This window comes from Methylobacillus draconifructus (assembly GCF_045984355.1).
Lineage (GTDB): Bacteria > Pseudomonadota > Gammaproteobacteria > Burkholderiales > Methylophilaceae > Methylobacillus > Methylobacillus flagellatus_A.
On sequence record NZ_JBJQII010000001.1, the window covers coordinates 708,314 to 729,591 of the forward strand.

The window sequence follows — 21,278 nt, forward strand, 5'->3', positions numbered from 1 at the left end:
AGGGATTACATTATGCAGATCATGGCCTGCGCACTCCGGGGCGTTGTTGATAACATTATCAAAAGCACCAAAAATGTGCACATGCACATTTGAAGCACATTTTTCGTGCGTATGGATGACGAAAAGGCAAGAAGCCAAGTCAAATATGGCAAATCTGCGAGATTGAAGGGTGGCAGCGGTAAACCGCAGCTCACTTGGCCGGAACACCGGACCAAAGACCGTATTACACTGATGAGCTGGGCGAATTCCCGATTTCAGAGGAAAAACGAAGAGAAATTTCCGACAAGCAGCGATATCCGGCTGCAGAAGATTCAGCACCAATAATGTGCATCAAGCTTCGCAGGAGCGGCATTATATTGCCGCTACTGCAATTCATTCGCTATCTAGAACTGGTATTTCAAGGTCAGCATGGCATTGCGCGGCACGCCATAAAAGCCCATGCCCGATGCCGTATTGGTGTAATACACCTTGTCGAACAAGTTGTTCACGTTCACCGCCGCCGAGAAACGCTCGTCGAACTGATAGCGCGCCATGAGGTTGACCACGGCATAGCTTCCCTGAGTGAAGCGCTCATTATTGGGGCCGGTATCGTTGGTGTAGATACGGCTCTGCCAGTTTGCCCCGCCGCCGACAGTGAGTTTGTTCCATGCGCCAGGCAGGGTATAGGTAGTGAATAGCTTGAACAAGTTTTGCGGCACTACTGTCTGCACTTTGTCGCCATCCACATTCTGGGAGATGCGGAAGGTGTAGCCTCCGCTCAACTGCCAGCCTGGTGCCAACTCGCCATTGGCCTCAGCCTCGAAGCCCTTGCTGACGGTGCCTTGCTCGGCACGGTAGGCTACATTCCCGTTCGGTGCCAGGAAAGCACCATCCTGCACTGCGAGATTATCCTGCTCGACCCTAAACAAGGCGAGGCTGGTATTGAGGCGGCCACCATAAAAAGCATGCTTCACGCCCACCTCATAGCTGTTGCCTTCTTCTGGATCGAGATAGCTGCCATTGCGATCACGGTAGCTTTGCGGATTGAAAATCCTGGTATAACTCGCATACAGCGAAGCCGTATCAGTCAGGTCATACGTTGTCGCAACGTAAGGTGTGAGTACCCCGGTTTCAGAGCGGTCCTCGGTCGCATGGTGCCAATGGATGACTCTGGTTCCCGCCAGGATGGACCATTCATCTGTCGGCCGGAAACGCGCAGTCAAATAACCGCCAAACTGACGTGAGCGGTCAGAGTAGCGCCCGATCGGCGACATGTCAGGCTGCGCCACATTACCATTCCAATTGCGGTAATCGGCCACTGAAATGAAATGCCAGAGAGTGTACGACGGATCATTGTCCTGCTCGATATGGGAATAGTTCAGGCCAAAAACCAATTCGTGCTGACGACCGCCCAGGCTAAATGGTCCGGTGGCGTAAACGTCCAGCGCATTCTGTTTGATTGGATCAGCCTTCCAGCGGCCGCCCCACAATGACACGCCGCTGCCGGTAGCCTTGTCCAGGCTGCCTGAACCGCCAGAGCCGATGATGCTGTCGTAACTGTGGCGTATATGGTTGAACTGCACCTTGGCGCGCCAGTCGTTGTCGAAGGCATGTTCCAGCGAAGTAAAGAAAGCGAGCTTTTCATTCTCGCTGGAAGCCCAGCTTGCGCCCGGGTTCTTGGAGCGCTTCCAGTCGGTATGGCTGCCATCGCTATAGAACAACGGCAAACCAGCCTCGGGAGAATCATGGGTTTCATGATTCTGGTATTCCAGACCGGCAGTAAACAGGGTCGAAGGCGTCAGGTCTGCTTCGAGAATGCCGTAAAGCATGTCGCGCTCAAGGCCGTAGCGGTCCAGGTGCGAGCCGCTATCCTGCTTAACGGCCACTATGCGGCCGCGCACGCCGCCGTCCGCATTGAACGGCGTGGAGATATCGACCATGCCCCGGTAATTGTCCCACGAGCCAAACTGTCCGGTAACGGAAGCCTGGAATTCCCTCGTCGGTTTCTTACGGACGTAATTGATGCTGCCGCCCGGCGCACCGATACCGACCATCAATCCCGATGAGCCGCGCAACACCTCCACCCTGTCGTAGAAGGCCATATCGTTCGTCATTTGCTGGAAACCGCTTCCCAGCGGCAGGCCATCGACCAGGTAATTGTTGATCGTAAATCCCCGCGACTGGAATTCATTCCAGTTGGCGCCGACATAACCACTCTGCACGACGCTGATGCCCACCGTCTGCTCCAGCACTTCCTGCAATTGGGTCAGGTTCTGGTCGTCCATGCGCTGGCGGGTGATCACGCTGACGGATTGCGGCGTATGGCGGAGCGACAATGGCAATTTGGCGGAAGCGCCTGTGGAGCTGGTGGTATAGGAACCCGTGTTTTCCGTTGTCGGATCCTTGCTGGCGCTGACCCGCACTTCATCCAAGGTGCTTTCCGAACTTCCTGTTGCCGGCTTGTTGGCCTTGCGCAGCAGATATCCGCCATTTTCCTGCGAGACAGCTTCCAGGCCGGTGCCCGTCAATAACTGTTCCAGACCGTCACGCACGGAAGCCGTCTTGTTCAAGCCGTTGCTATACAAGCCGGATACCAGTTCGCTGTTGTAAGACAACATGACTTGGGCTTCCCGGCCGAACTGGGCCAACGCATCCTTGAGCGACCCGGGAGGAATCTGGTACTGCCTGGCTGCCGGTTCTGCCATGGCGGAACCGGCGAACATGGGCGTGGTGAAAACTAATAGTGTGGAAAGTGCCTGGGTTAGGATCAAGTGTCCCAGCCTTAACCGTGGTATGTCGTGCTTGTGCTGCATTGATTTTCCCTTAGTGTAGCGGTTGAAATAGGTCCCATATTTCTCATGCCACGCAAGAATCAAAAACAGCTCAATCTATGGCGAAATTTATGCTGCCGAAGGCATCAGGCGCACCCAGTAGCGGGTGAGCATGCGGACTTGCAAATTAAGGCTCTGCTGCAGCATATCAATCACCTTGTCGGTATCATCCAGCGGATACGTGCCGCTCACTTTCATGTGCTTGATGCTGTCGTCGCAACCCAGGCTGCCTTTGCGGTAGCGGCTGAGCTCGGCCAGGAATTCGCCCAGCGGCATATCGTCCGCCACCAGCATGCGCTGGAGCCATGCCGTATCATGCGGGATCACGGGCTCGACCGGCGCCACCATGTGCCGCGTGAACGACAGTTGCTCACCGGCCTGCAACCTCACCCTTGCCTGCATCTCGCTCGGGGCGACCTCGACCGCGCCTTCCAGCACCCCGATCTTGATAGGGCTATCCTTCTCATTGGTCAATTGGCGCACGACGAAGCGGGTGCCCAAGGCGCGCATGCTGCCTTGATCGCTCGCGACCAGGAACGGGCGCGTTTGTGCAGGCTCGTGCGCGGTCGCTACATGAATTTCGCCGCGCAGCAGCATGACGATACGCTGCTGCTGCGTATAAGCCACGTTGATGGCGCTGGACGAATTGAGCTCGACCGCCGTGCCGTCTTCCAGCACTACGCGCCGCTGTTCGCCAACGCCGGTGCTGTAGTCGGCGCTGAGCTGCCACCATGGCAGTTTTTCCTGTACCACCCAGGCGCTGCCGCCTGCAAACAGCAGCATGGCAAGCGTCTTGATGGCGCGCCTGCGCTTGAGCGATCCGCGAGGCGCCAGCGTGGCATGGGCAACCGACGACGACAGGCCGCCCAGCCGCTCCCCCAGCATTTCGATATGCTGCCATGCGCGTTCATGGTCCGGATGCGCTGCGCGCCAGGCTTGCCACCGCTCACGCACCTCCGTGCTTACCTGGCCCGATTGCAGTTCCACCAGCCATTCTGCCGCAGCACGGCTCACTTTCGGGGAAATCGCTTTTTCTGAATTGGCCCCCATTGACTACGCTCCTCCGAAACAACATTGCTCTATCGCCTGGACAATGTAGCGCTTGACTGTCGATATCGACACGCCCAGCTCCCCGGCAATATCCGCCTGGCTCATCCCGTCCAGCTGGGATAGCAGAAACGCCTTGCGCACCTTGTATGGCAAACCATCAAGAAGACCATCAATTTCGACCAAGGTTTCCAGCATGATGGCTTTTGCCTCGGGGGAGGGCGCCTCCGCTTCAGGCAAATGCAGAAGCGCGTCGAGATAGGCCTGCTCCAGCTTCTTGCGGCGGTAGAAATTGGAAACCAGGCCGGAGGCCACGGTGGTAAGGAAAGCGCGGGGTTCGTGCAGCTTGTCGGCATCCCCGCTCAGCAAGACGCGCAGGAAGGTATCCTGCGCCAGGTCGGCCGCATCGGAATGGTTGCCCATTTTCTTGCGCAACCAATGGTTGAGCCAGCTATGGTGGTTCGCGTATAGAGCCTTGAAAGCGTTCAAGATAGGACAAGCCGTATTGCGAAATCGCAATAAATGAGAATAAATCTCATTATATAGCAGTGTTGTATTCCTGCAAACCCTGCCGTTTTCTGCTCCAGGAATGGGGCAGTTTATTGCATCAGGTCTTGCCCGTCGGCAAGGATCAACTCCAGGTGGCGCAAGCGCATCGGCTTGCCGAAGAAATATCCTTGCGCAATCGTGCAGCCCTGGATCTTGAGCAGGTTGGCTTGCTGCTTGCTCTCGACCCCCTCGGCCACGAGCTCAAGCCGCAACGCATGCGCAATGCGGATAATGGCGGTGATCAATTCCAGCTTGTCCTGCTTGGCGGCAATATCGCGCACGAAGGAACGGTCTATCTTGACCTGGCTGATGGGGAACTGCCCAAGGTAGCTCATGGCGGAATAGCCGGTGCAGAAATCGTCGATGGAAATGGTAATGCCCATTTCCTTGAACAAGCTGAGCGTGTTGATGATTTCCTGGCTATCTTCCAGCAACAGGCTTTCCGTGATTTCCAGCTTCAGCCATTCGGGCTTGCAGCCTGTTTCTGCCAGGATTTCCTGCACCGAAGCGAGCAGGTCGTTATAGAGGAACTGGCGGGACGAAAGATTGACTGCCATGCTGAGCGGGCCGTCGTCGGGGCGATAGCGGTTCAGCCGAACCACGGCGTTGCAGGCCTCGCGCAACACCCACTCCCCGATCTCGACGATCAGGCCGCTTTCTTCCGCCACCTTGACGAAGCGATCGGGCATCACCACGCCCAGTTGCGGGTTGCGCCAGCGCAGTAATGCCTCGGCACCGACGATCGCTCCGTTCATGAGGTCGACCTGGGGTTGGTAGAACAGCTCGAACTCGGCGTTCTTGAGCGCCTGGCGGATGGAAGCGCCCAGCATGATGTATTCCGAAGCCTTGGAGCCCAGCTCACGGGAGTAGAACTGGTAATTGTTGCGGCCATAGCTCTTGGCATGGTACATCGCCACATCGGCGCTCTTGAACAATGTCGCCCGGTCATCGCCATCGTTCGGGTAGATCGCGATGCCGATGCTGGTGGAGATGAACAGCTCTTTCTTGTGGATCAGGAACGGCTTGGCGATTTCATCATTGATCTTCCTGGCGATCGTGGCTAAGTCATCCGGGTTACGCAGTTCCGGCAGCAGGATCGCAAACTCGTCCCCGCTCAAGCGGGCAATGGTGTCGTAGCTGCGCACCGAGGCATTGAGCCGCTGGGCAACCGCCACCAGCAGGTCGTCGCCGGCCTGGTGGCCGAGGGTGTCATTGACCTCCTTGAAGCGGTCCAGGTCCAGCATCATCAGGCCAAAGCGCTGTTCATGCCAGCTGGCATCCGCCAGCACCTGGCTGACGCGATCGGCAAACAGGGTGCGATTAGGCAAGCCGGTCAATGCATCGTAATAGGCCAGGTAATGGATGCGCTCGCGGTATTCCATCAGCTCGGTAATGTCGCGCTCCACCGCCAGCACCCCGATCACCTGCCCCTGCTCGCCGAACTCGGGCACGATGCGCACATGGATGAACCAGGTGCTGCCATTGTCAGCCTTGCCGTGCAGCTCGAGGAAATCCGGCGTCGCGCTGCTGATGACGCCCTTGATCTTTTCCTCATACTTCACATAGGCCTCGCCGCCGGGATACTCGGATGGCGTCGTGCCGATCAGCTTGCCGGTTTCGATGCCGATGCGCTTCAATTTGGGCGTGTTGGCATACAGCCTGCGCGCGTTGAGGTCGTAACGGATGATGGTGTCTGGCGTGTTATCGATCAGCGACTGCAACTCGCGCTCGCGCTGCAGCAGTTTCTCCTCGTTCTGCTTGATATCGGTAATGTCGCGGAAAAAACCTACCGTCCCCATCAGCTTGCCGTCCACTACCATTGGTGACTTGTAGGCCTCTATCCAGCCCTTCTCGCCGTTAGCCTTGGTGATCGGCACTATCGCCAGGTAAGGCTGGCCGCTTTGCAGCACGCGTTTATCCCCGTCGACATAGGTGGTGGCGTCTTCCAGGGGGAACAGGTCGAAATCCGTCTTCCCTTCCAACTCCTCTTTGGAGACCACGCCGGCAAACTTGGCATAGGCGCTGTTGGCTGCCAGCAATTTGCTGTTCAGGTCCTTGAGCCAGACGACGAAGGGAAAATTCTCGATCAGCGCGCTCTGGTATTTTTCCCGTTTCCTCAGCTCCCGCTCCACGCGGCGGATATGCGAAATATCGCGGGTGATCGTCAAAACGCCGGTAATCCCGCCCTTCACGTTGCGCTCGGGCACGACATGCAAGGACTGGCAGACGTAGTGGTCACCTTCCGTCCATTCCAGCTCGATTTCCTGCGTATTTCCTGACTGCATGACTTCACGCAACCGGGCCTCGTAATCCTCCGGGCGCATCGTGGGCCGGCCCCAGATTTCGGTCGGCCGCCTTCCCAAGGCTTGTGCCGCAGGCACCCCGAACACCGCTTCATAGCCATCGCTGAGGAAAATACGCCGGCAATCCTGGTCGTAACGGATGAAGATATCCGGGGAGTTCTTTACCAGCTGGCGATACTGCAGCTCCTGCTCCCGCAGCTTTTCCAGCATGTCGAGATGGGCAGTGAGGTTGCGCCCCAGCAATATGCAATACGGCTGGCCTGCATCCACGAAGTAATTGGCCTGGAGCTCTACGGGAATCGAGGCGCCGGTTTTGCCATGCAGCGTGGTTTCCCGGATGATGACGTGCTGTTGCTGCAAGGATTGCCAATCCCTTTGCCATTGTGCGACATCAAGATGGGGGAAAATATCGGTGGCGGACATCTGCAGCAACTCGGACTCGCTGCAACCCAGCACTTCGCAGGCAGCCAGGTTGGCCAGGCATACCCTGGCATCAGCATCACAGACAAGAACAATCTCTTGAATCCGATTGATTGCAAAACTCAGCATATGAAGCTGCATTGCAACGCTCAAGCCCCGATCAGAGATATTTGTGCTGCTCATTCTTTTCACCACAATCTATTTATTTTGATCTCAATGGGGCCGGACGATCATGGCAATCGTGAAACAGTCTCCCATTACTCGCAATTTTTATTCTGCGGCAGGTTCGGAAAACTGCCTTGGCAAGTCAATCAGCACTTCAAGACCTCCTGAAGCCATGTTACGCAGATGGATTTGTCCATCATGCGCTTCCACAATAGTTTTGGCAATGCTCAAACCCAAGCCAGAGCCGCCTGTCGCCGCATTGCGGGAAGTTTCAACCCGGTAGAACGGCTCAAACACCTGCTTGAGCAGGTTTTCAGGGATGCCAGGGCCGCGGTCGCGTATGGCGATGCGCAACCGGTTCGGGGCATCCATGACTTCAATGTGCGCGGATTTGCCATAGCGGATCGCATTTTCCAGCAAATTCTGCAGGCAGCGTTTCAAGCTGACGGCATAGCCATCGATGGGAGCCGCCTCGCCGGCAAGCGACACTTCGGCCCCTGTTTCCTGCGCGTCTATCTGCAAGCTTTGCAACATGGCGTTGATATCGATGGGATGGCGGTTTTCATGTACCTCCACCCCGCGCATGAAGTCCACCGTGGAAGAAATCAAGGTTTCCATGTCTTCCAGGTCGCGGCGGAATTTTTCGCGCAGCAATGGCTTGTCGATCTGCTCCGTGCGCAAGCGCATGCGGGTGATGGGGGAACGCAGGTCATGCGAGATCGCGGCCAGGAAGCGGGTTTTTTCCGTCACCGTATCGATCAGCCGCTGCTGCATCAGGTTGAACGCCTTGGCGGAACGCCGCACTTCGGTAGGACCGTCCACGTCCAGGGGTGCGCTGTAGATATTGCGTCCCAGGCGTTCTGCCGCCGCGGCCAGGCGGTTCAGCGGCTGCATGATCTGCCGCACAGCGAACAACGCGATGCCGACGATCACGATGATGCGGATGAAGTAAATCCGGAACAGGTAGTCGAACAAGTCCATGAGCGGCGCCATGCTCATGCCCGCCTGGCCTTCGTAGGCGTCCAGCTGCAGCCATTGGCCGCTATCGAGCTGCACGTAGAGGACGAAATGTGCGGAAGGGTAGTGCGACTCGAACAGGTCCAGCCAGCCTGCCTCCCTACCATGATCGTCATGCAGGTCGATATCCACCATGCGGATGGGCAACAAGCGGCCGAACTCCTGTTCGAACACGTGCTTGAACAAGAGCTCCACCGCGCGATCGCGCGTGTTCAGGGTCTTGAGGCGCGGAGGAGCATCCACGGGCGACAAGCGGTACATGGAATTGCTCAGCTTGTGGATCAGCAAGCGCTCATCCTCGACCTTGCTGATTTCGATCAGGCTGATGCTGTCAGAGAGCTTGGCTGCGAGCACGCGCGTGGGGATTTCCAGCGCCTTGCCGTAGTTCATGTCGTACCAGATGAATCCGGTCAGCACTTGCGCCGTCATGGTGCCGGCTACGAGCACGATCACCAGGCGGCCGAATAATGAAGCCGGCCACAGCCATTTCCATTTCATTTTTCGTGCTTGACCTGGCTCGCCAGCATATAGCCCGCGTTACGCACGGTACGAATAATACTCGGGTTGCGCGAGTCCAGTTCGAGATGGTGCCGCAAGCGGCTGATACAGACGTCGATCGAGCGGTCCATCGCATGGCTATCCTTGCCATAGACATGCTCGATCAGGAACTCCCGGCTCAAGGGCCGGTTGGGGTGCTCGAGCAATGCGCGCAATACCATGTAATCCGAGCTGCCCAGTGACACTATCACGCCATCGGGCGAGAACATCTGCCGGGCATGGGTATCGAGACGCCAGCCCTCGAAGCTGATATAGGCAAACTCATCGGCGGCGGCCTTGTCGGTATCGGTACGGGTCCTGCGCAAGATCACCTTGATTCTCGCCAATAGCTCGCGCGGGTCAAACGGCTTGGGCAGATAATCGTCGGCCCCGACCTCCAGGCCGATGATGCGGTCCACCAAGGTGCCTTTCGCCGTCAACATGATGATCGGCGTATCGCCTTGCGCGCGCACTTCCCGGCACAGGCTCAACCCATCCTCTTCCGGCAGCATCAAGTCCAGCACGATCAGGTTGACCGGCTCCTTGTTCACCACCCGCCACATTTCGCGACCATTACTTGCCTCAAATACTTTAAAACCTGCATCACGCAGGTAATCAGTTAGAAGCTCACGGATTTCGTGGTCGTCATCCACCACCAGGATGTGATTTTGATCACTCATGTTATGTCTCTGCATGTAGGAGAGGAATAAAGTTTCATACTAATTGCTACTACCAAGTTTGAATCAAGCTACAACTGAGTATTAAAATATCATACTGGTTGTAACTCAGTTTTGGACATAAATGTGCCAGTGCTTTTGCTAATTTAGCAAACCGCCATAACTACAGGTATTGCAAAGAGAGTTGTGGACAGCTAGCGCGAGCAGTAGACTTGCGCCAGCTAGAAAGCTTGGCTTTGGGTGCGCACTAAACATGAACCTTTGATTATGCTGCCGCAAAATCGATATTGAATTTGATGGAGATAGATAATGAACGGCAGTTGGGCTAACTCCTTTCCATACTTTGCTGGAGCTTTTAAGCTTATTGTATTGGGTATTGGAGCCTATTTTGCTATTAAATGGCATTTTGATGAAGAGAGGAGGGTGAAGGAAGCAGAAGGCGTGGTATTTGATAAACCAGGCTTCATGAAAAAGTTGGCAATGATACTAGCCATCGCAGTTCTTCTAGTTTTTCTAGCCCTGCTAGTGATTTATGCTACTGACCGGTTTTATTGATACGATCAATGTTTAGCGATTTCAAATAGTGTACTCACAGGCTTGTCCGATAAAATAGATAATGCTTCTGCTTTATCCAAGCATACTTTTCCCGCGGCGAAGGGTCTGCCTCGTTCCAACTCAATATCGCCGAACTAGAATTTGAACCCCAGCGTGGTGGTCAATATATGGCTGTCGCGATTGTTTGCCAGAGCGTTGGTGAATTGGTTCAGGTAGCCCGTTTCTATGCTCGAGGACGAATTGAGTTTCCAATTGAGCCCGACGAAAAACCGGTTCTGGTCGATCCCATGCCTGGCTCCCCAGTCAGTATTGTTCATATTGATGAACAGCTCGTCGGAAACAACCAGCGATAGCTTGGGATGCAGCGATAATGGCGTGACCGCCTTGAGCATTTGCCGCAACCGGTGTCCCGTCTCATGGTAGCCCTCGCGCCTGCGTTGCTCCAACCGGGACCGGCTGGACAGCGTCACTGTCGCGACCGGATCGAACTGGTATTGGAATTGCTCCCAGAGCCGATATTCATGGGAGGCCGGTTTGCCGTCCGGATGCCTGACGATGGTGTCATGGCCCAGCCAGACGCTGGTTTTGGGGTCCGCCATGTAGAACACCGACGGCCGCAAATACAGCTGGTCGAGGTGGTGCCCGCTTTCACGCCAGCGCGGGTTGTTATCCATGCTCCAGTAGAAATGTTCTGTGGGCAAGCGGCCCTGCAAATGCAGGTTGAACCAATAGCCGTGGTCAATCTTGGTATCCGCACGCACGCCCTGGACGCCCGCGATCAATATCAAACCCAAAAAACAGCATACACCCCTCGTTGGCTTCATCCCGGGGTTACTCCACCGTCACCGACTTGGCCAGGTTACGCGGCTTGTCCACGTCCGTGCCTTTGAGCAGGGCGGCATGGTAGGCCAGCAACTGCACGGGAATGGTATGCAGGATGGGGGACAGCACGCCGACGTGCCTGGGGGTGCGGATCACGTGCACGCCTTCGCTGCCGGTGAAATTGCTGTCAGCATCGGCAAAAACGAACAACTCACCGCCGCGCGCACTGACCTCCTGCATGTTGGATTTCACCTTTTCCAGCAGGGCGTCGTTGGGGGCGATCACCACCACGGGCATGTTCTTGTCCACCAATGCCAGCGGGCCGTGCTTGAGTTCGCCGGCAGGATAGGCCTCGGCATGGATGTAGGAAATCTCCTTGAGCTTGAGCGCGCCCTCGAGGGCGATCGGGTAATGCATGCCGCGCCCGAGGAACAGGGCGTGGAACTTGTTGCTGAACGCCTTGGCCCACTCGCGGATTTGCGGCTCCAGGTTGAGCGCATACTGCACGCTGCCGGGCAAGTGGCGCAACTCATCGATATAGGCCTGCTCCTGTTCTTGGCTCAGCAAGCCGCGCTGCTTGGCGAACGTCGCGGCCAGCGTGAACAGGGCCACCAGTTGGGTAGTGAACGCCTTGGTCGACGCCACGCCGATCTCGGCGCCCGCGCGGGTATACAAGACCAGGCGCGATGCCCGGGGAATGGCGCTTTCCTGCACGTTGCAGATCGCCAGCGTCAAATGCTGTCCCAGCGACTTGGCATGCTTGAGCGCCTCCATGGTGTCCAGAGTCTCGCCGGACTGGGAGATGGTGATGATCAACTGCCTGGGGTTGGGCACGGATTTGCGGTAACGGTACTCGCTGGCAATTTCCACCGAGGTAGGCAGCTGCGCGATGCTCTCCAGCCAGTACCTGGCCGTCAGGCCGGCGTAATAACTCGTGCCTGCCGCCAGGATCAGGATGCTGTCCACCTCGTTGAAGACTGATTCCGCCTCTGCGCCGAACAAGGCCGGGCTGAACGCATTGTCGTCGATGATGGCTTCCAGCGTGTCGGTCAATGCGCGTGGCTGCTCGTGGATTTCCTTCTGCATGAAGTGGGAGTAGGGGCCCAGCTCCAGCGAAGCCAGCGAGAGGTCGCTGCGGTGCACGGTACGCTCCACCAACTGGTCAGCGGCATCGAATATCATCACCTTGTCCTTGGTGATATCCGCCACATCGCCATCCTCGAGATAGATCACGTTGCGGGTGACGGACAGCACGGCAGAGACGTCGGAAGCAATGAAGTTTTCGCCTTCCCCGAGGCCGATCAACAACGGACAGCCCTGGCGTGCGCAGATCATCTGGCCTGGGTAGTGGATGGACACCACGCTGATCGCAAATGCGCCGGTCAGCTGCTTGACCGCATGCTTGACCGCGTCCAGCAATGCCAAATCCTGGGCAAGGTAGTGATGGATCAGGTGCGCAATCACCTCGGTGTCGGTTTGCGACTCGAATTCGTAGCCCATCGCTTGCAGGCGCTGACGCTGCTCGTCATGGTTCTCGATGATGCCGTTATGCACCACGGCAATTTCCCCGCGCGAGATATGCGGGTGCGCGTTGGACTCCGTCACGCCGCCATGGGTGGCCCAGCGCGTATGGCCGATGCCTAGCATCCCGGTGAGGTTTTCCGCCTGGGCCTTGCCCTGCATTTCCGCCACGCGCCCCACTGCACGTACTCGACGAAGATGACCCTCGCTGAGTACGGCAACCCCTGCTGAGTCATAACCGCGGTATTCCAGGCGGCTGAGGCCCTCGATCAATACCGGGACAATATTACGCGCACCGACTGCGCCTACGATGCCACACATCTTATTTCTTCACTTTCTCAGGGCGTTTCCAGTTTTCTATCGTAAATTGGCGCACACGCGACATGGTCAGCGTGTCTGCCGGTGCATCCTGCGTGATCGTCGATCCGGCCGCGATGGTCGCACCGGCCTTGACAGTCACAGGCGCTACCAATTGCGTATCGGAACCGATGAATGCCCTATCCTCGATCACGGTGCGCGACTTGTTCACGCCATCGTAGTTGCAGGTGATGGTGCCTGCGCCGATATTCACGTCCTTGCCTACCGTGGCGTCGCCGACATAGCTCAGGTGGTTGATCTTGGTGCCCGTATCCACCTGCGCGTTCTTCAGTTCGACGAAGTTGCCGACGTGCGTATGGTCGGCCAGGGCAGTACCCGGACGCAAACGCGCATAGGGCCCGATTTTGCAGCCGGCCGCCAGGCTGGCATCGTCGATATGGGTATAAGCGGCCAATACGGTGCCGGCTCCAATACTGGCATTGCGGATCACGCAATAAGGGCCGATCCGCACGTTGTCAGCCAAGGTCACGTCACCCTCGAACACGCAGCCGACATCTATCTCGACGTCGCGCCCGGCGGTCAATGTGCCGCGCACGTCAATGCGCGCAGGGTCCGCCAGCGTCACGCCCTGCGCCAATAACTTGGCCGCATAGCGCTGTTGATAGACGCGCTCCAGCGTCGCGAGGTCCTGTTTCGAGTTGATGCCTGTGACCTGCCACTCGTCATCGCTCTGCGTCGCGGCAACCGCTTGGCCGTCTGCCACTGCCAATGCCACGATATCCGTCAGGTAGTATTCCTGCTGGGCGTTGCGGTTGTCCAGGTCAGCGAGCCATTGTGCCAGCCAGCCATTTTCCGCCGCCATGATGCCGGTGTTCACCTCCTGGATCGCGCGTTGCGCTTCCGAGGCATCCTTGTGCTCGACGATTGCCTTCACCGAGGATTGTTCGCGCACGATGCGGCCATAGCCCGCAGGATTGTGCTTGGTGACGGTAAGCAAGGCCAACGGGGCTTGCTCCGCGAGCAGTTTTTCGCAACTTGCCACTTCCAGCAGCGGCACGTCTCCGAGCAAGATCAATGTCCTCGCATCAGCCTCGAGGTGGGGCAGGGCTTGCTGCATGGCATGCCCCGTGCCCAATTGCTCGGCCTGTTCCACCCAGGTAATGTCATCGGCTGGCAAGGCCTGCGGCACTGTATCGCCGCCGAAGCCATAGATGACGATGATCTTGCTGGGCTTGAGCTGGCGCGCGGTATCCAGCACGTGCTGAAGGATGGGTTTACCAGCCAGCGCATGCAGTACCTTGGGCTTGCTAGAATGCATGCGGGTGCCTTTGCCCGCTGCGAGAATCACGATATTGAGCTTGGGTGAGGGAGATGAAAGAGACAAGTTCTGGTCCGGTTCAAGCATTGAAAATTAACTGAAAGTATAAATGAAAAAAGGCAGCCAAATGGCTGCCTTCTCAAGCAAAACTTGCAGGGTTAGTGCGTCGTCTTGCGTAATTGTTCAATTGTCTGCAATTGGGCCAGCGCTTCTGACAACTCAGCTTGCGCACGCGCATAGTCCACGCCAGAGGCATTGTTTCTCAATGCTTCTTCGGCAACACGCTTGGCTTCAATCGCCTTGGCTTCATCCAGGTCGTGACCACGGATCGCGGTATCTGCCAATACGGTGATCACGCCGGGCTGCACTTCCAGCAAACCGCCGGAAATATAGATGGCCTGTTCCTCACCGCTATTGGCGACCTTAACGCGTAGCACGCCTGGCTTGATGGTGGTGATCAAGGGTGCGTGGTTGGGATAAATACCTACCTCGCCCATTTTCGCAGGTGCGGCGACAAACTCCGCCTCGCCCGAGAAAATGGACTCTTCCGCACTCACCACATCCAGGTGTATTGTCGATGCCATATCGTCCTATCCTTCGCTTTGCAGGAATGAGTTGAGAAGCTCTTAGTTAAGAGTCTTAGCCTTCTCAACCGCTTCTTCAATCGCGCCTACCATGTAGAACGCCTGTTCTGGCAGGTGATCATATTCGCCAGCGACGATCGCCTTGAAGCCCTTGATGGTGTCCTTCAGTGTCACGTACTTGCCAGGCGCGCCGGTAAATACTTCGGCCACGTGGAAAGGCTGGGACAGGAAGCGCTGGATCTTACGCGCACGGGCCACGGCCAGCTTGTCTTCTGGAGACAGTTCGTCCATGCCCAGAATCGCGATGATGTCACGCAATTCCTTGTAGCGTTGCAATGTGGACTGTACGGAGCGTGCCACGCTGTAGTGCTCTTCACCGACGATTTGTGGATCCAGCTGACGCGATGTGGAATCCAAGGGGTCAACCGCAGGGTAGATACCCAGGGCAGCGATGTCACGGGACAGCACGACGGTGGAATCCAAGTGCAGGAAAGTGGTCGCTGGGGATGGGTCGGTCAAGTCATCCGCAGGCACGTAAACGGCCTGGATGGAAGTGATCGAACCCACCTTGGTGGAAGTGATACGCTCTTGCAGGCGGCCCATTTCTTCAGCCAGAGTAGGCTGGTAACCCACGGCGGAAGGCATACGGCCCAGCAGCGCGGACACTTCGGTACCGGCCAGGGTGTAACGGTAGATGTTGTCGACGAAGAACAGAATGTCACGGCCTTCGTCACGGAAACGCTCCGCCATGGTCAGGCCGGTCAGCGCTACGCGCAGACGGTTGCCTGGCGGCTCGTTCATCTGGCCGAATACCATGCCCACCTTGTCGAGAACGTTGGAGTCCTTCATTTCGTGGTAGAAGTCGTTACCTTCACGGGTACGCTCGCCCACGCCGGCAAACACGGACAAACCGCTGTGCTGCTTGGCGATGTTGTTGATGAGCTCCATCATGTTCACGGTCTTGCCCACACCGGCGCCGCCGAACAGGCCGACCTTGCCGCCCTTGGCGAAAGGACAGACCAAGTCGATCACCTTGATGCCGGTTTCCAGCAAGTCAACCGAAGGGGAAAGCTCTTCGAAAGTGGGTGCCTTTTGGTGGATGGAGCGCTTTTCGTCAGCTTCGATAGGACCAGCCTCATCGATAGGGCGGCCCAGCACGTCCATGATACGGCCCAGGGTGCCATGACCCACTGGAACCTGGATCTGGCTGCCAGTGTTCTTCACCTTCATGCCGCGGGAAAGACCATCACTGGAACCCATGGCAATTGCGCGAACTACGCCGTCGCCCAGTTGCTGTTGCACTTCCAGTGTCAAACCTGCTTCTGCCGTGGATGTTTCTTCATCCAGGATCAATGCGTCATATACCTTGGGCATCTGATCGCGTGGGAACTCGACGTCAACCACGGCACCAATACATTGAACAACCTTACCTTGACTCATCTTGGTATCCTCAATCTATACTTAAATTCTTTGAGCTTTAGCTAAGCTACAGTTCAGCACGACTAGACAGCCGCCGCGCCACCGACAATCTCTGAAATTTCCTTGGTAATCGCAGCCTGGCGTGCCTTGTTGTACACCAGCTTCAATTCGCCAATCACGGTCTTCGCATTGTCCGAAGCAGCCTTCATCGCGACCATACGGGCACTTTGTTCAGACGCCATGTTTTCAGCAACGGCGTGATAAACGATAGACTCGATATAACGTGTCATCAGTTCATCGATAACGACCTTGGCATCGGGTTCGTAAATGTAATCCCAAGGGCCTGTTGCTGTTTTGTTGGTGGTATCCAGCTTGTCATCAGACAGCGGTAGCAGCTGCTCAATGACGGCCTCCTGCTTCATGGTATTGATGAAGCGGGTATAAGAGATATACAGTTGATCAATCTCACCGGCAATATAAGCATCCAACATCACCTTGATGCTGCCAATCAGCTTTTCCAGGTTTGGCGTATCGCCAAGACCTACGACATGGGATCTCACATCGGCATTAACACGGTTCAAGTAAGTCAAACCTTTATTGCCGATGGCACTCAAGGCAATCTTCTTGCCTTCGTTTTCCCATGCACTCATCTGATTCAACGAAAGGCGGAGAACGTTAGTGTTCAAGCCACCGCACAAGCCCTTGTCCGAACTCACGACGATCAAGCCGACGTTTGCCACCTTCTCGCGCTTGACGATAAAAGGGTGCTTGTATTCAGGATTGGCTTGCGACAGGTGGGCTGTCACATTACGAATCTTTTCCGCATAGGGGCGGGCCATACGCATGCGCTCTTGCGCCTTGCGCATCTTGGACGCCGCCACCATTTCCATCGCCTTGGTGATCTTGCGCGTATTTTCTACGCTCTTGATCTTGCTACGTATCTCTTTGCTACCAGCCATTGTCTAGTCTGCCTGTCTGTACTTAAGCTTAGTAAGCGTTGGTTGCTTTGAAGTCTTGAATTGCTGCTTCCAGAGCCTTCTCGTCGTCACCGCCAAGGTCATTGGTGCTGTCGATCTTGTCCAGGATGTTCTTGTACTTGGACTTGAGGAAGGAGTGCAGGGCAGATTCAAACGCCAATACGCGTGCAACCGGCACATCGTCGAAGAAGCCCTTGTTGGCTGCCAGCAAACTCACTGCCATTTCGGAAGTAGACAATGGCTGATACTGCGCCTGCTTCATCAATTCAGTGACCAGACGGCCACGATCCAACTGCTTACGAGTCACTTCGTCCAGGTCGGAAGCAAACTGCGCAAACGCAGCCAGTTCACGATACTGAGCCAGTGCCAGACGGATACCGCCGCCCAGCTTCTTGATGACCTTGGTCTGCGCTGCACCACCTACGCGCGATACCGAGATACCAGCGTTGATCGCAGGACGGATGCCGGAGTTGAACAGGTCGGTTTCCAGGAAGATCTGACCGTCGGTAATCGAGATCACGTTGGTCGGAACGAACGCGGAAACGTCGCCTGCAGCGGTTTCGATGATAGGCAATGCGGTCAGGGAACCGGTCTGGCCTTTCACTTCACCGTTAGTGAACTTCTCGACATACTCTTCGCTCACGCGAGCGGCACGCTCAAGCAGGCGGGAGTGGATGTAGAACACGTCGCCTGGATAAGCTTCGCGGCCTGGTGGACGACGCAGCAGCAGGGAGATTTGACGATATGCCCAAGCTTGCTTGGTCAAGTCATCGTAGACGATCAGTGCATCTTGGCCGCGATCACGGAAATACTCACCCATGGTACAACCGGCATACGGCGCCAGGAATTGCAGGGCGGCAGGATCGGAAGCGGAAGCAGCCACCACGATGGTGTACTCCAGCGCGCCATGCTCTTCCAGCTTGCGTACTACGTTGGCGATGGTAGAAGCCTTCTGGCCGATCGCAACGTAGATACAGGTCATGTTCTGACCCTTCTGGTTGATGATGGCATCAACAGCAACCGCAGTCTTACCGGTCTGGCGGTCGCCGATGATCAACTCACGCTGGCCACGGCCAACCGGCACCATGGAGTCAATCGCCTTGATACCAGTTTGTACTGGCTGCGAAACAGACTTACGGGCAATCACGCCTGGCGCGACCTTTTCGATCTTGTCTGTCAGCTTGGCGTTGATCGGGCCTTTGCCGTCGATAGGCTGACCCAGCGCATTCACTACGCGACCAACCAGTTCAGGACCAACTGGCACTTCCAGGATCTTGCCGGTGCACTTGACGGTGTCACCTTCGGTGATGTTTTCGTAGTCACCCAGAATCACGGCACCTACGGAGTCACGCTCCAGATTCAATGCCAGACCATATACGTTGCCTGGGAACTCGATCATTTCACCGGCCATCACGTTGGAAAGGCCATGAATACGGACAATACCATCAGTCACTGAAATCACGGTACCTTGGGTACGCGCTTCAGCACTGGTGGAGAAATTCTCTAATCTGCTCTTAATCAGTTCACTGATTTCTGACGTAGATAATTGCATTACTTTTTCCTAACCTTTCAGCGTGTAGGCCAACTCTTGCAATTGGCCACGGACTGAAGCGTCAATGACCGTATCGCCGACTACAATTTTGATTCCGCCAATAATTGCCGGATCCACTTTTACGCTTGCTTCAACCTTTTTGCCGAACTTGGTTTCCAGGCGTTTCACGATGGCTGAAAACTCAGCATCGCTAGGCTGGGCTGCGGCGGTAATCTCCGCCTCCAACACACCTTCTTCCTGGGACTTCAAGTCTTCGAATGCTGTGGCAATTTCCGGCAGGATGGATAAACGACCGTATTCCACCAACAACTTGACCAGGTTGACGCCCGCCTCGTTGAGTTTGTCTCCAGTAACGGAGAGGAATACGCGCTCCAACTCAGCCGCATCAACCTTGGGGTTGTCAATAAACGCCCGCATTTGCTCATCTGCCGCCACTGCAGCGGCAAGAGCAAGCATTTGCGACCAGTCTGCCAACGCATTCTTTTCCTTGGCCAGGCGGTAAACCGCTACCGCATAAGGTCTCGCAATGGTGATCGCTTCAGCCATATCGTGCTCCCATTCCTTCCTTAGAGCTCGTTTGCGATGCTGGTCAACAGGTCAGCATGCGCCTTGGCATCGATTTCCTTGCGCAGGATCTTCTCGGCACCAGCAATTGCCAGCGTAGATACTTGCTGACGCAGGCCTTCCTTGGCACGATTCACTTCCTGGTCGATTTCGGCCTTGGCGCCGGCGATAATACGATCGCCTTCTGCTTTGGCATTCGCCTTGGCTTCTTCCACGATTTCGCTGGCACGCTTTTCAGCCTGCGCAATGATGGAAGTCGCTTTCTGCTTGGCATCGTTGACAACTTCAGCGGAACGCTGGGTTGCCACGTCAAGCTCCTGCTTACCGCGCTCAGCCGCAGCCAGACCATCCGCAATGGTTTTCTGGCGAGTCTCGATTGCATTCAGGAGATATGGCCACACGAACTTTGTGGTGAACCAGATCAGAATGGCAAATGAGATAGCCTGCGCAATGAGTGTCAGGTTGATATTCATATTTGCTCCCGAGCCGTTAAATCCAGTCAGATTTAAGTTTAATTACTTACACTTAATCCAGAACTGGCTCAGTTAAGCGACTACGCTCAGCAATGGGTTTGCAAAGGCGAACATCATGGCCAGACCAACACCGATAATGAAGGAAGCATCGATCAGACCCAGCAGCAGGAATACCTTGCCTTGCAGGGCAGGGATCAGTTCTGGTTGACGAGCAGCGCCATCCAGGAAGCTTGCACACATGATGCCGATACCAATACAGGCACCAGCTGCGCCCAAACCGATGATCAAACCGATACCAACACCGGTGTAAGCTTGAATCATGGCCAACAATTGCAAATTCTCCATTTAATTTCCTTTCGGCTTTTAGAGAGTGTTAACGATAAAAAATCAACTACAGCAAACTAATTAGTGGCTTTCATGCGCCATGGATATGTAGACAACCGTCAGCATCATGAAAATGAATGCCTGCAGGCAGACGATCAGGATATGGAAGATCGCCCAGCCAGCGCCCAGCAACGCACCGAAGAAGGTGCCAGCCAGGCCGGTTGCCGCCCACATACCGAGCAGCAGGAAAATGATCTCGCCCGCGTACATATTGCCGAACAGACGCAGGGAATGGGAAAGAGGCTTGGAAATGTATTCGATCAGGTTGAACGCGAAGTTGGCAGGCCATACCAGGGGGTTGCTGCCGAACGGCGAACAGAACAGTTCGTGGATCCAGCCGCCCAGGCCCTTAACCTTGATGCTGAAGAAAATCATCAGCAGCCAGACAGCCAGCGCCAATGCGAAAGTCGCGTTGATATCGGAAGTCGGCACGCTGCGCCACTCATGCAGGCCCAGCCAGCCGTAGACAATCGCCATGATGTCGATGGGCAGGAAGTCCATCGCGTTCATCACCAGCACCCAGACGAATACGGTCAATGCCAATGGTGCAACGAAAGCATGGCGGTCGCCATGGAAAATGCTCTTGACTTGGTTATCGATGAACTCGATCAGCAACTCGACGAATGCCTGGCGCTTGGTCGGCACGCCGGAAGTAGCGCCGCGCACCACCCACCAGAGGAGGCCGAACACGACAACACCGAGCAGTATCGACATGACCAGGGTATCCATGTGCAATACCCAAAAACCGCCGTCACCGACGCTCTTTGTATTGAAAGAGAGGTGGTGCCCGATATATTCCGAAGGAGTTAATTGACCTGTCGCCATAACCTCAAACCTTAAGCGTTGTTTTTCTCATTAATTGCAAAAATTGCTGCACCAGACATGATTGCCGCCGCCGCCAATCCTGCGATCAGCGCGATAGGAACCAGTTTTTCGTAAAACTTGAATACCAAGAGCAGGGTGATTGCGATCACTGCGATCTTGATCGCCTCAGCGATCAAAATATTGACCAGTACGGAACCTGCGCCCAACCCCGCTGTCTTATTTTGCAGCTTCATTTTGGCGGCCAAGCCGCCCAAGATGGCCGAACCACCGCCCGCCAGCACAGAAAACGCGCCATGAAGGCCGACACCAAACTTGTTGAGGAAGACAAACGCAAGCACCGCGACTACCAACGTGGCAAAGACCTGTCTTTTGATCATTCTTGCCAGTAGTTCATCCATGCCTTGAGAATTCCCTGTTTCACAAATGACGGGCAAAAGAAAA

19 protein-coding genes are annotated in these 21,278 nt (G+C 55.9%); 1 reads left to right on the forward strand and 18 read right to left on the reverse strand.

The features are described 5' to 3' along the window. Positions 1-383 precede the first annotated feature (383 nt). The 6 genes from ACJSDX_RS03250 to ACJSDX_RS03275 form a co-directional block, all read right to left on the reverse strand. Complete coding sequence (locus ACJSDX_RS03250) at positions 384-2,792, reverse strand: TonB-dependent siderophore receptor (protein WP_407993470.1); 2,409 nt, start codon at positions 2,790-2,792, stop codon at positions 384-386. Between the two features lie 87 nt (positions 2,793-2,879). After that, positions 2,880-3,860, reverse strand: a complete 981-nt coding sequence (locus ACJSDX_RS03255; RefSeq protein ID WP_407993471.1) for a FecR domain-containing protein — start codon at positions 3,858-3,860, stop codon at positions 2,880-2,882. Positions 3,861-3,863: 3 nt separating this feature from the next. Continuing rightward, complete coding sequence (locus ACJSDX_RS03260) at positions 3,864-4,346, reverse strand: sigma-70 family RNA polymerase sigma factor (protein WP_407993472.1); 483 nt, start codon at positions 4,344-4,346, stop codon at positions 3,864-3,866. A 110-nt stretch (positions 4,347-4,456) separates the two neighbouring features. Then, positions 4,457-7,258, reverse strand: coding sequence for a bifunctional diguanylate cyclase/phosphodiesterase (locus ACJSDX_RS03265; RefSeq protein ID WP_407993473.1), 2,802 nt, complete (start codon positions 7,256-7,258; stop codon positions 4,457-4,459). 141 nt (positions 7,259-7,399) lie between these two features. Next, the gene (locus tag ACJSDX_RS03270) at positions 7,400-8,809 is read right to left on the reverse strand and encodes an ATP-binding protein (protein WP_309565963.1); all 1,410 of its coding nucleotides are present in this window, start codon (positions 8,807-8,809) and stop codon (positions 7,400-7,402) included. Then, positions 8,806-9,528: a response regulator gene (locus ACJSDX_RS03275; protein WP_407993474.1), complete on the reverse strand. Its 723-nt coding sequence runs from the start codon at positions 9,526-9,528 to the stop codon at positions 8,806-8,808. Before ACJSDX_RS03275 ends, ACJSDX_RS03270 begins: the two co-directional genes overlap by 4 nt. 306 nt (positions 9,529-9,834) lie before the next feature. On the opposite strand from ACJSDX_RS03275, the gene ACJSDX_RS03280 reads away from it, so the two are divergent. Then, positions 9,835-10,080 carry a hypothetical protein gene (locus tag ACJSDX_RS03280; protein ID WP_407993475.1) on the forward strand — a complete coding sequence of 82 codons (246 nt, stop codon included), beginning with the start codon at positions 9,835-9,837 and terminating at the stop codon, positions 10,078-10,080. A gap of 134 nt (positions 10,081-10,214) precedes the next feature. Here the strand turns inward: ACJSDX_RS03280 and ACJSDX_RS03285 are convergent, their stop codons facing one another. From ACJSDX_RS03285 to ACJSDX_RS03340, 12 genes are all read right to left on the reverse strand, one after another. Then, positions 10,215-10,874 carry a DUF2490 domain-containing protein gene (locus ACJSDX_RS03285; RefSeq protein WP_407993476.1) on the reverse strand — a complete coding sequence of 220 codons (660 nt, stop codon included), beginning with the start codon at positions 10,872-10,874 and terminating at the stop codon, positions 10,215-10,217. 37 nt (positions 10,875-10,911) lie between these two features. Beyond that, positions 10,912-12,744, reverse strand: coding sequence for a glutamine--fructose-6-phosphate transaminase (isomerizing) (glmS, locus tag ACJSDX_RS03290; RefSeq protein WP_407993477.1), 1,833 nt, complete (start codon positions 12,742-12,744; stop codon positions 10,912-10,914). A 1-nt stretch (position 12,745) separates the two neighbouring features. Beyond that, positions 12,746-14,059 (reverse strand): bifunctional UDP-N-acetylglucosamine diphosphorylase/glucosamine-1-phosphate N-acetyltransferase GlmU, encoded by a 1,314-nt coding sequence (gene glmU / locus ACJSDX_RS03295; RefSeq protein ID WP_407993558.1) that lies wholly within the window; start codon positions 14,057-14,059, stop codon positions 12,746-12,748. Between the two features lie 158 nt (positions 14,060-14,217). After that, on the reverse strand, positions 14,218-14,643 hold the full coding sequence (locus tag ACJSDX_RS03300; protein ID WP_309565970.1) for a F0F1 ATP synthase subunit epsilon: 426 nt from the start codon (positions 14,641-14,643) through the stop codon (positions 14,218-14,220). A 42-nt stretch (positions 14,644-14,685) separates the two neighbouring features. After that, positions 14,686-16,083 carry a F0F1 ATP synthase subunit beta gene (gene atpD, locus ACJSDX_RS03305; RefSeq protein ID WP_309565971.1) on the reverse strand — a complete coding sequence of 466 codons (1,398 nt, stop codon included), beginning with the start codon at positions 16,081-16,083 and terminating at the stop codon, positions 14,686-14,688. 62 nt (positions 16,084-16,145) lie between these two features. Next, the gene (gene atpG / locus ACJSDX_RS03310; RefSeq protein WP_309565972.1) at positions 16,146-17,021 is read right to left on the reverse strand and encodes a F0F1 ATP synthase subunit gamma; all 876 of its coding nucleotides are present in this window, start codon (positions 17,019-17,021) and stop codon (positions 16,146-16,148) included. Between the two features lie 28 nt (positions 17,022-17,049). Further along, on the reverse strand, positions 17,050-18,591 hold the full coding sequence (gene atpA, locus ACJSDX_RS03315; protein WP_309565973.1) for a F0F1 ATP synthase subunit alpha: 1,542 nt from the start codon (positions 18,589-18,591) through the stop codon (positions 17,050-17,052). Between the two features lie 9 nt (positions 18,592-18,600). Further along, entirely contained in the window at positions 18,601-19,137 is a 537-nt protein-coding gene (locus ACJSDX_RS03320) for a F0F1 ATP synthase subunit delta (protein ID WP_407993478.1), read from the reverse strand. Between the two features lie 20 nt (positions 19,138-19,157). After that, on the reverse strand, positions 19,158-19,628 hold the full coding sequence (locus tag ACJSDX_RS03325; protein WP_407993479.1) for a F0F1 ATP synthase subunit B: 471 nt from the start codon (positions 19,626-19,628) through the stop codon (positions 19,158-19,160). 72 nt (positions 19,629-19,700) lie between these two features. Continuing rightward, complete coding sequence (gene atpE / locus ACJSDX_RS03330) at positions 19,701-19,973, reverse strand: F0F1 ATP synthase subunit C (protein WP_011480965.1); 273 nt, start codon at positions 19,971-19,973, stop codon at positions 19,701-19,703. A 60-nt stretch (positions 19,974-20,033) separates the two neighbouring features. Then, positions 20,034-20,837, reverse strand: coding sequence for a F0F1 ATP synthase subunit A (gene atpB, locus ACJSDX_RS03335; RefSeq protein ID WP_309565976.1), 804 nt, complete (start codon positions 20,835-20,837; stop codon positions 20,034-20,036). A gap of 11 nt (positions 20,838-20,848) precedes the next feature. After that, on the reverse strand, positions 20,849-21,235 hold the full coding sequence (locus ACJSDX_RS03340; protein ID WP_407993480.1) for an ATP synthase subunit I: 387 nt from the start codon (positions 21,233-21,235) through the stop codon (positions 20,849-20,851). Between the last annotated feature and the right edge of the window lie 43 nt (positions 21,236-21,278).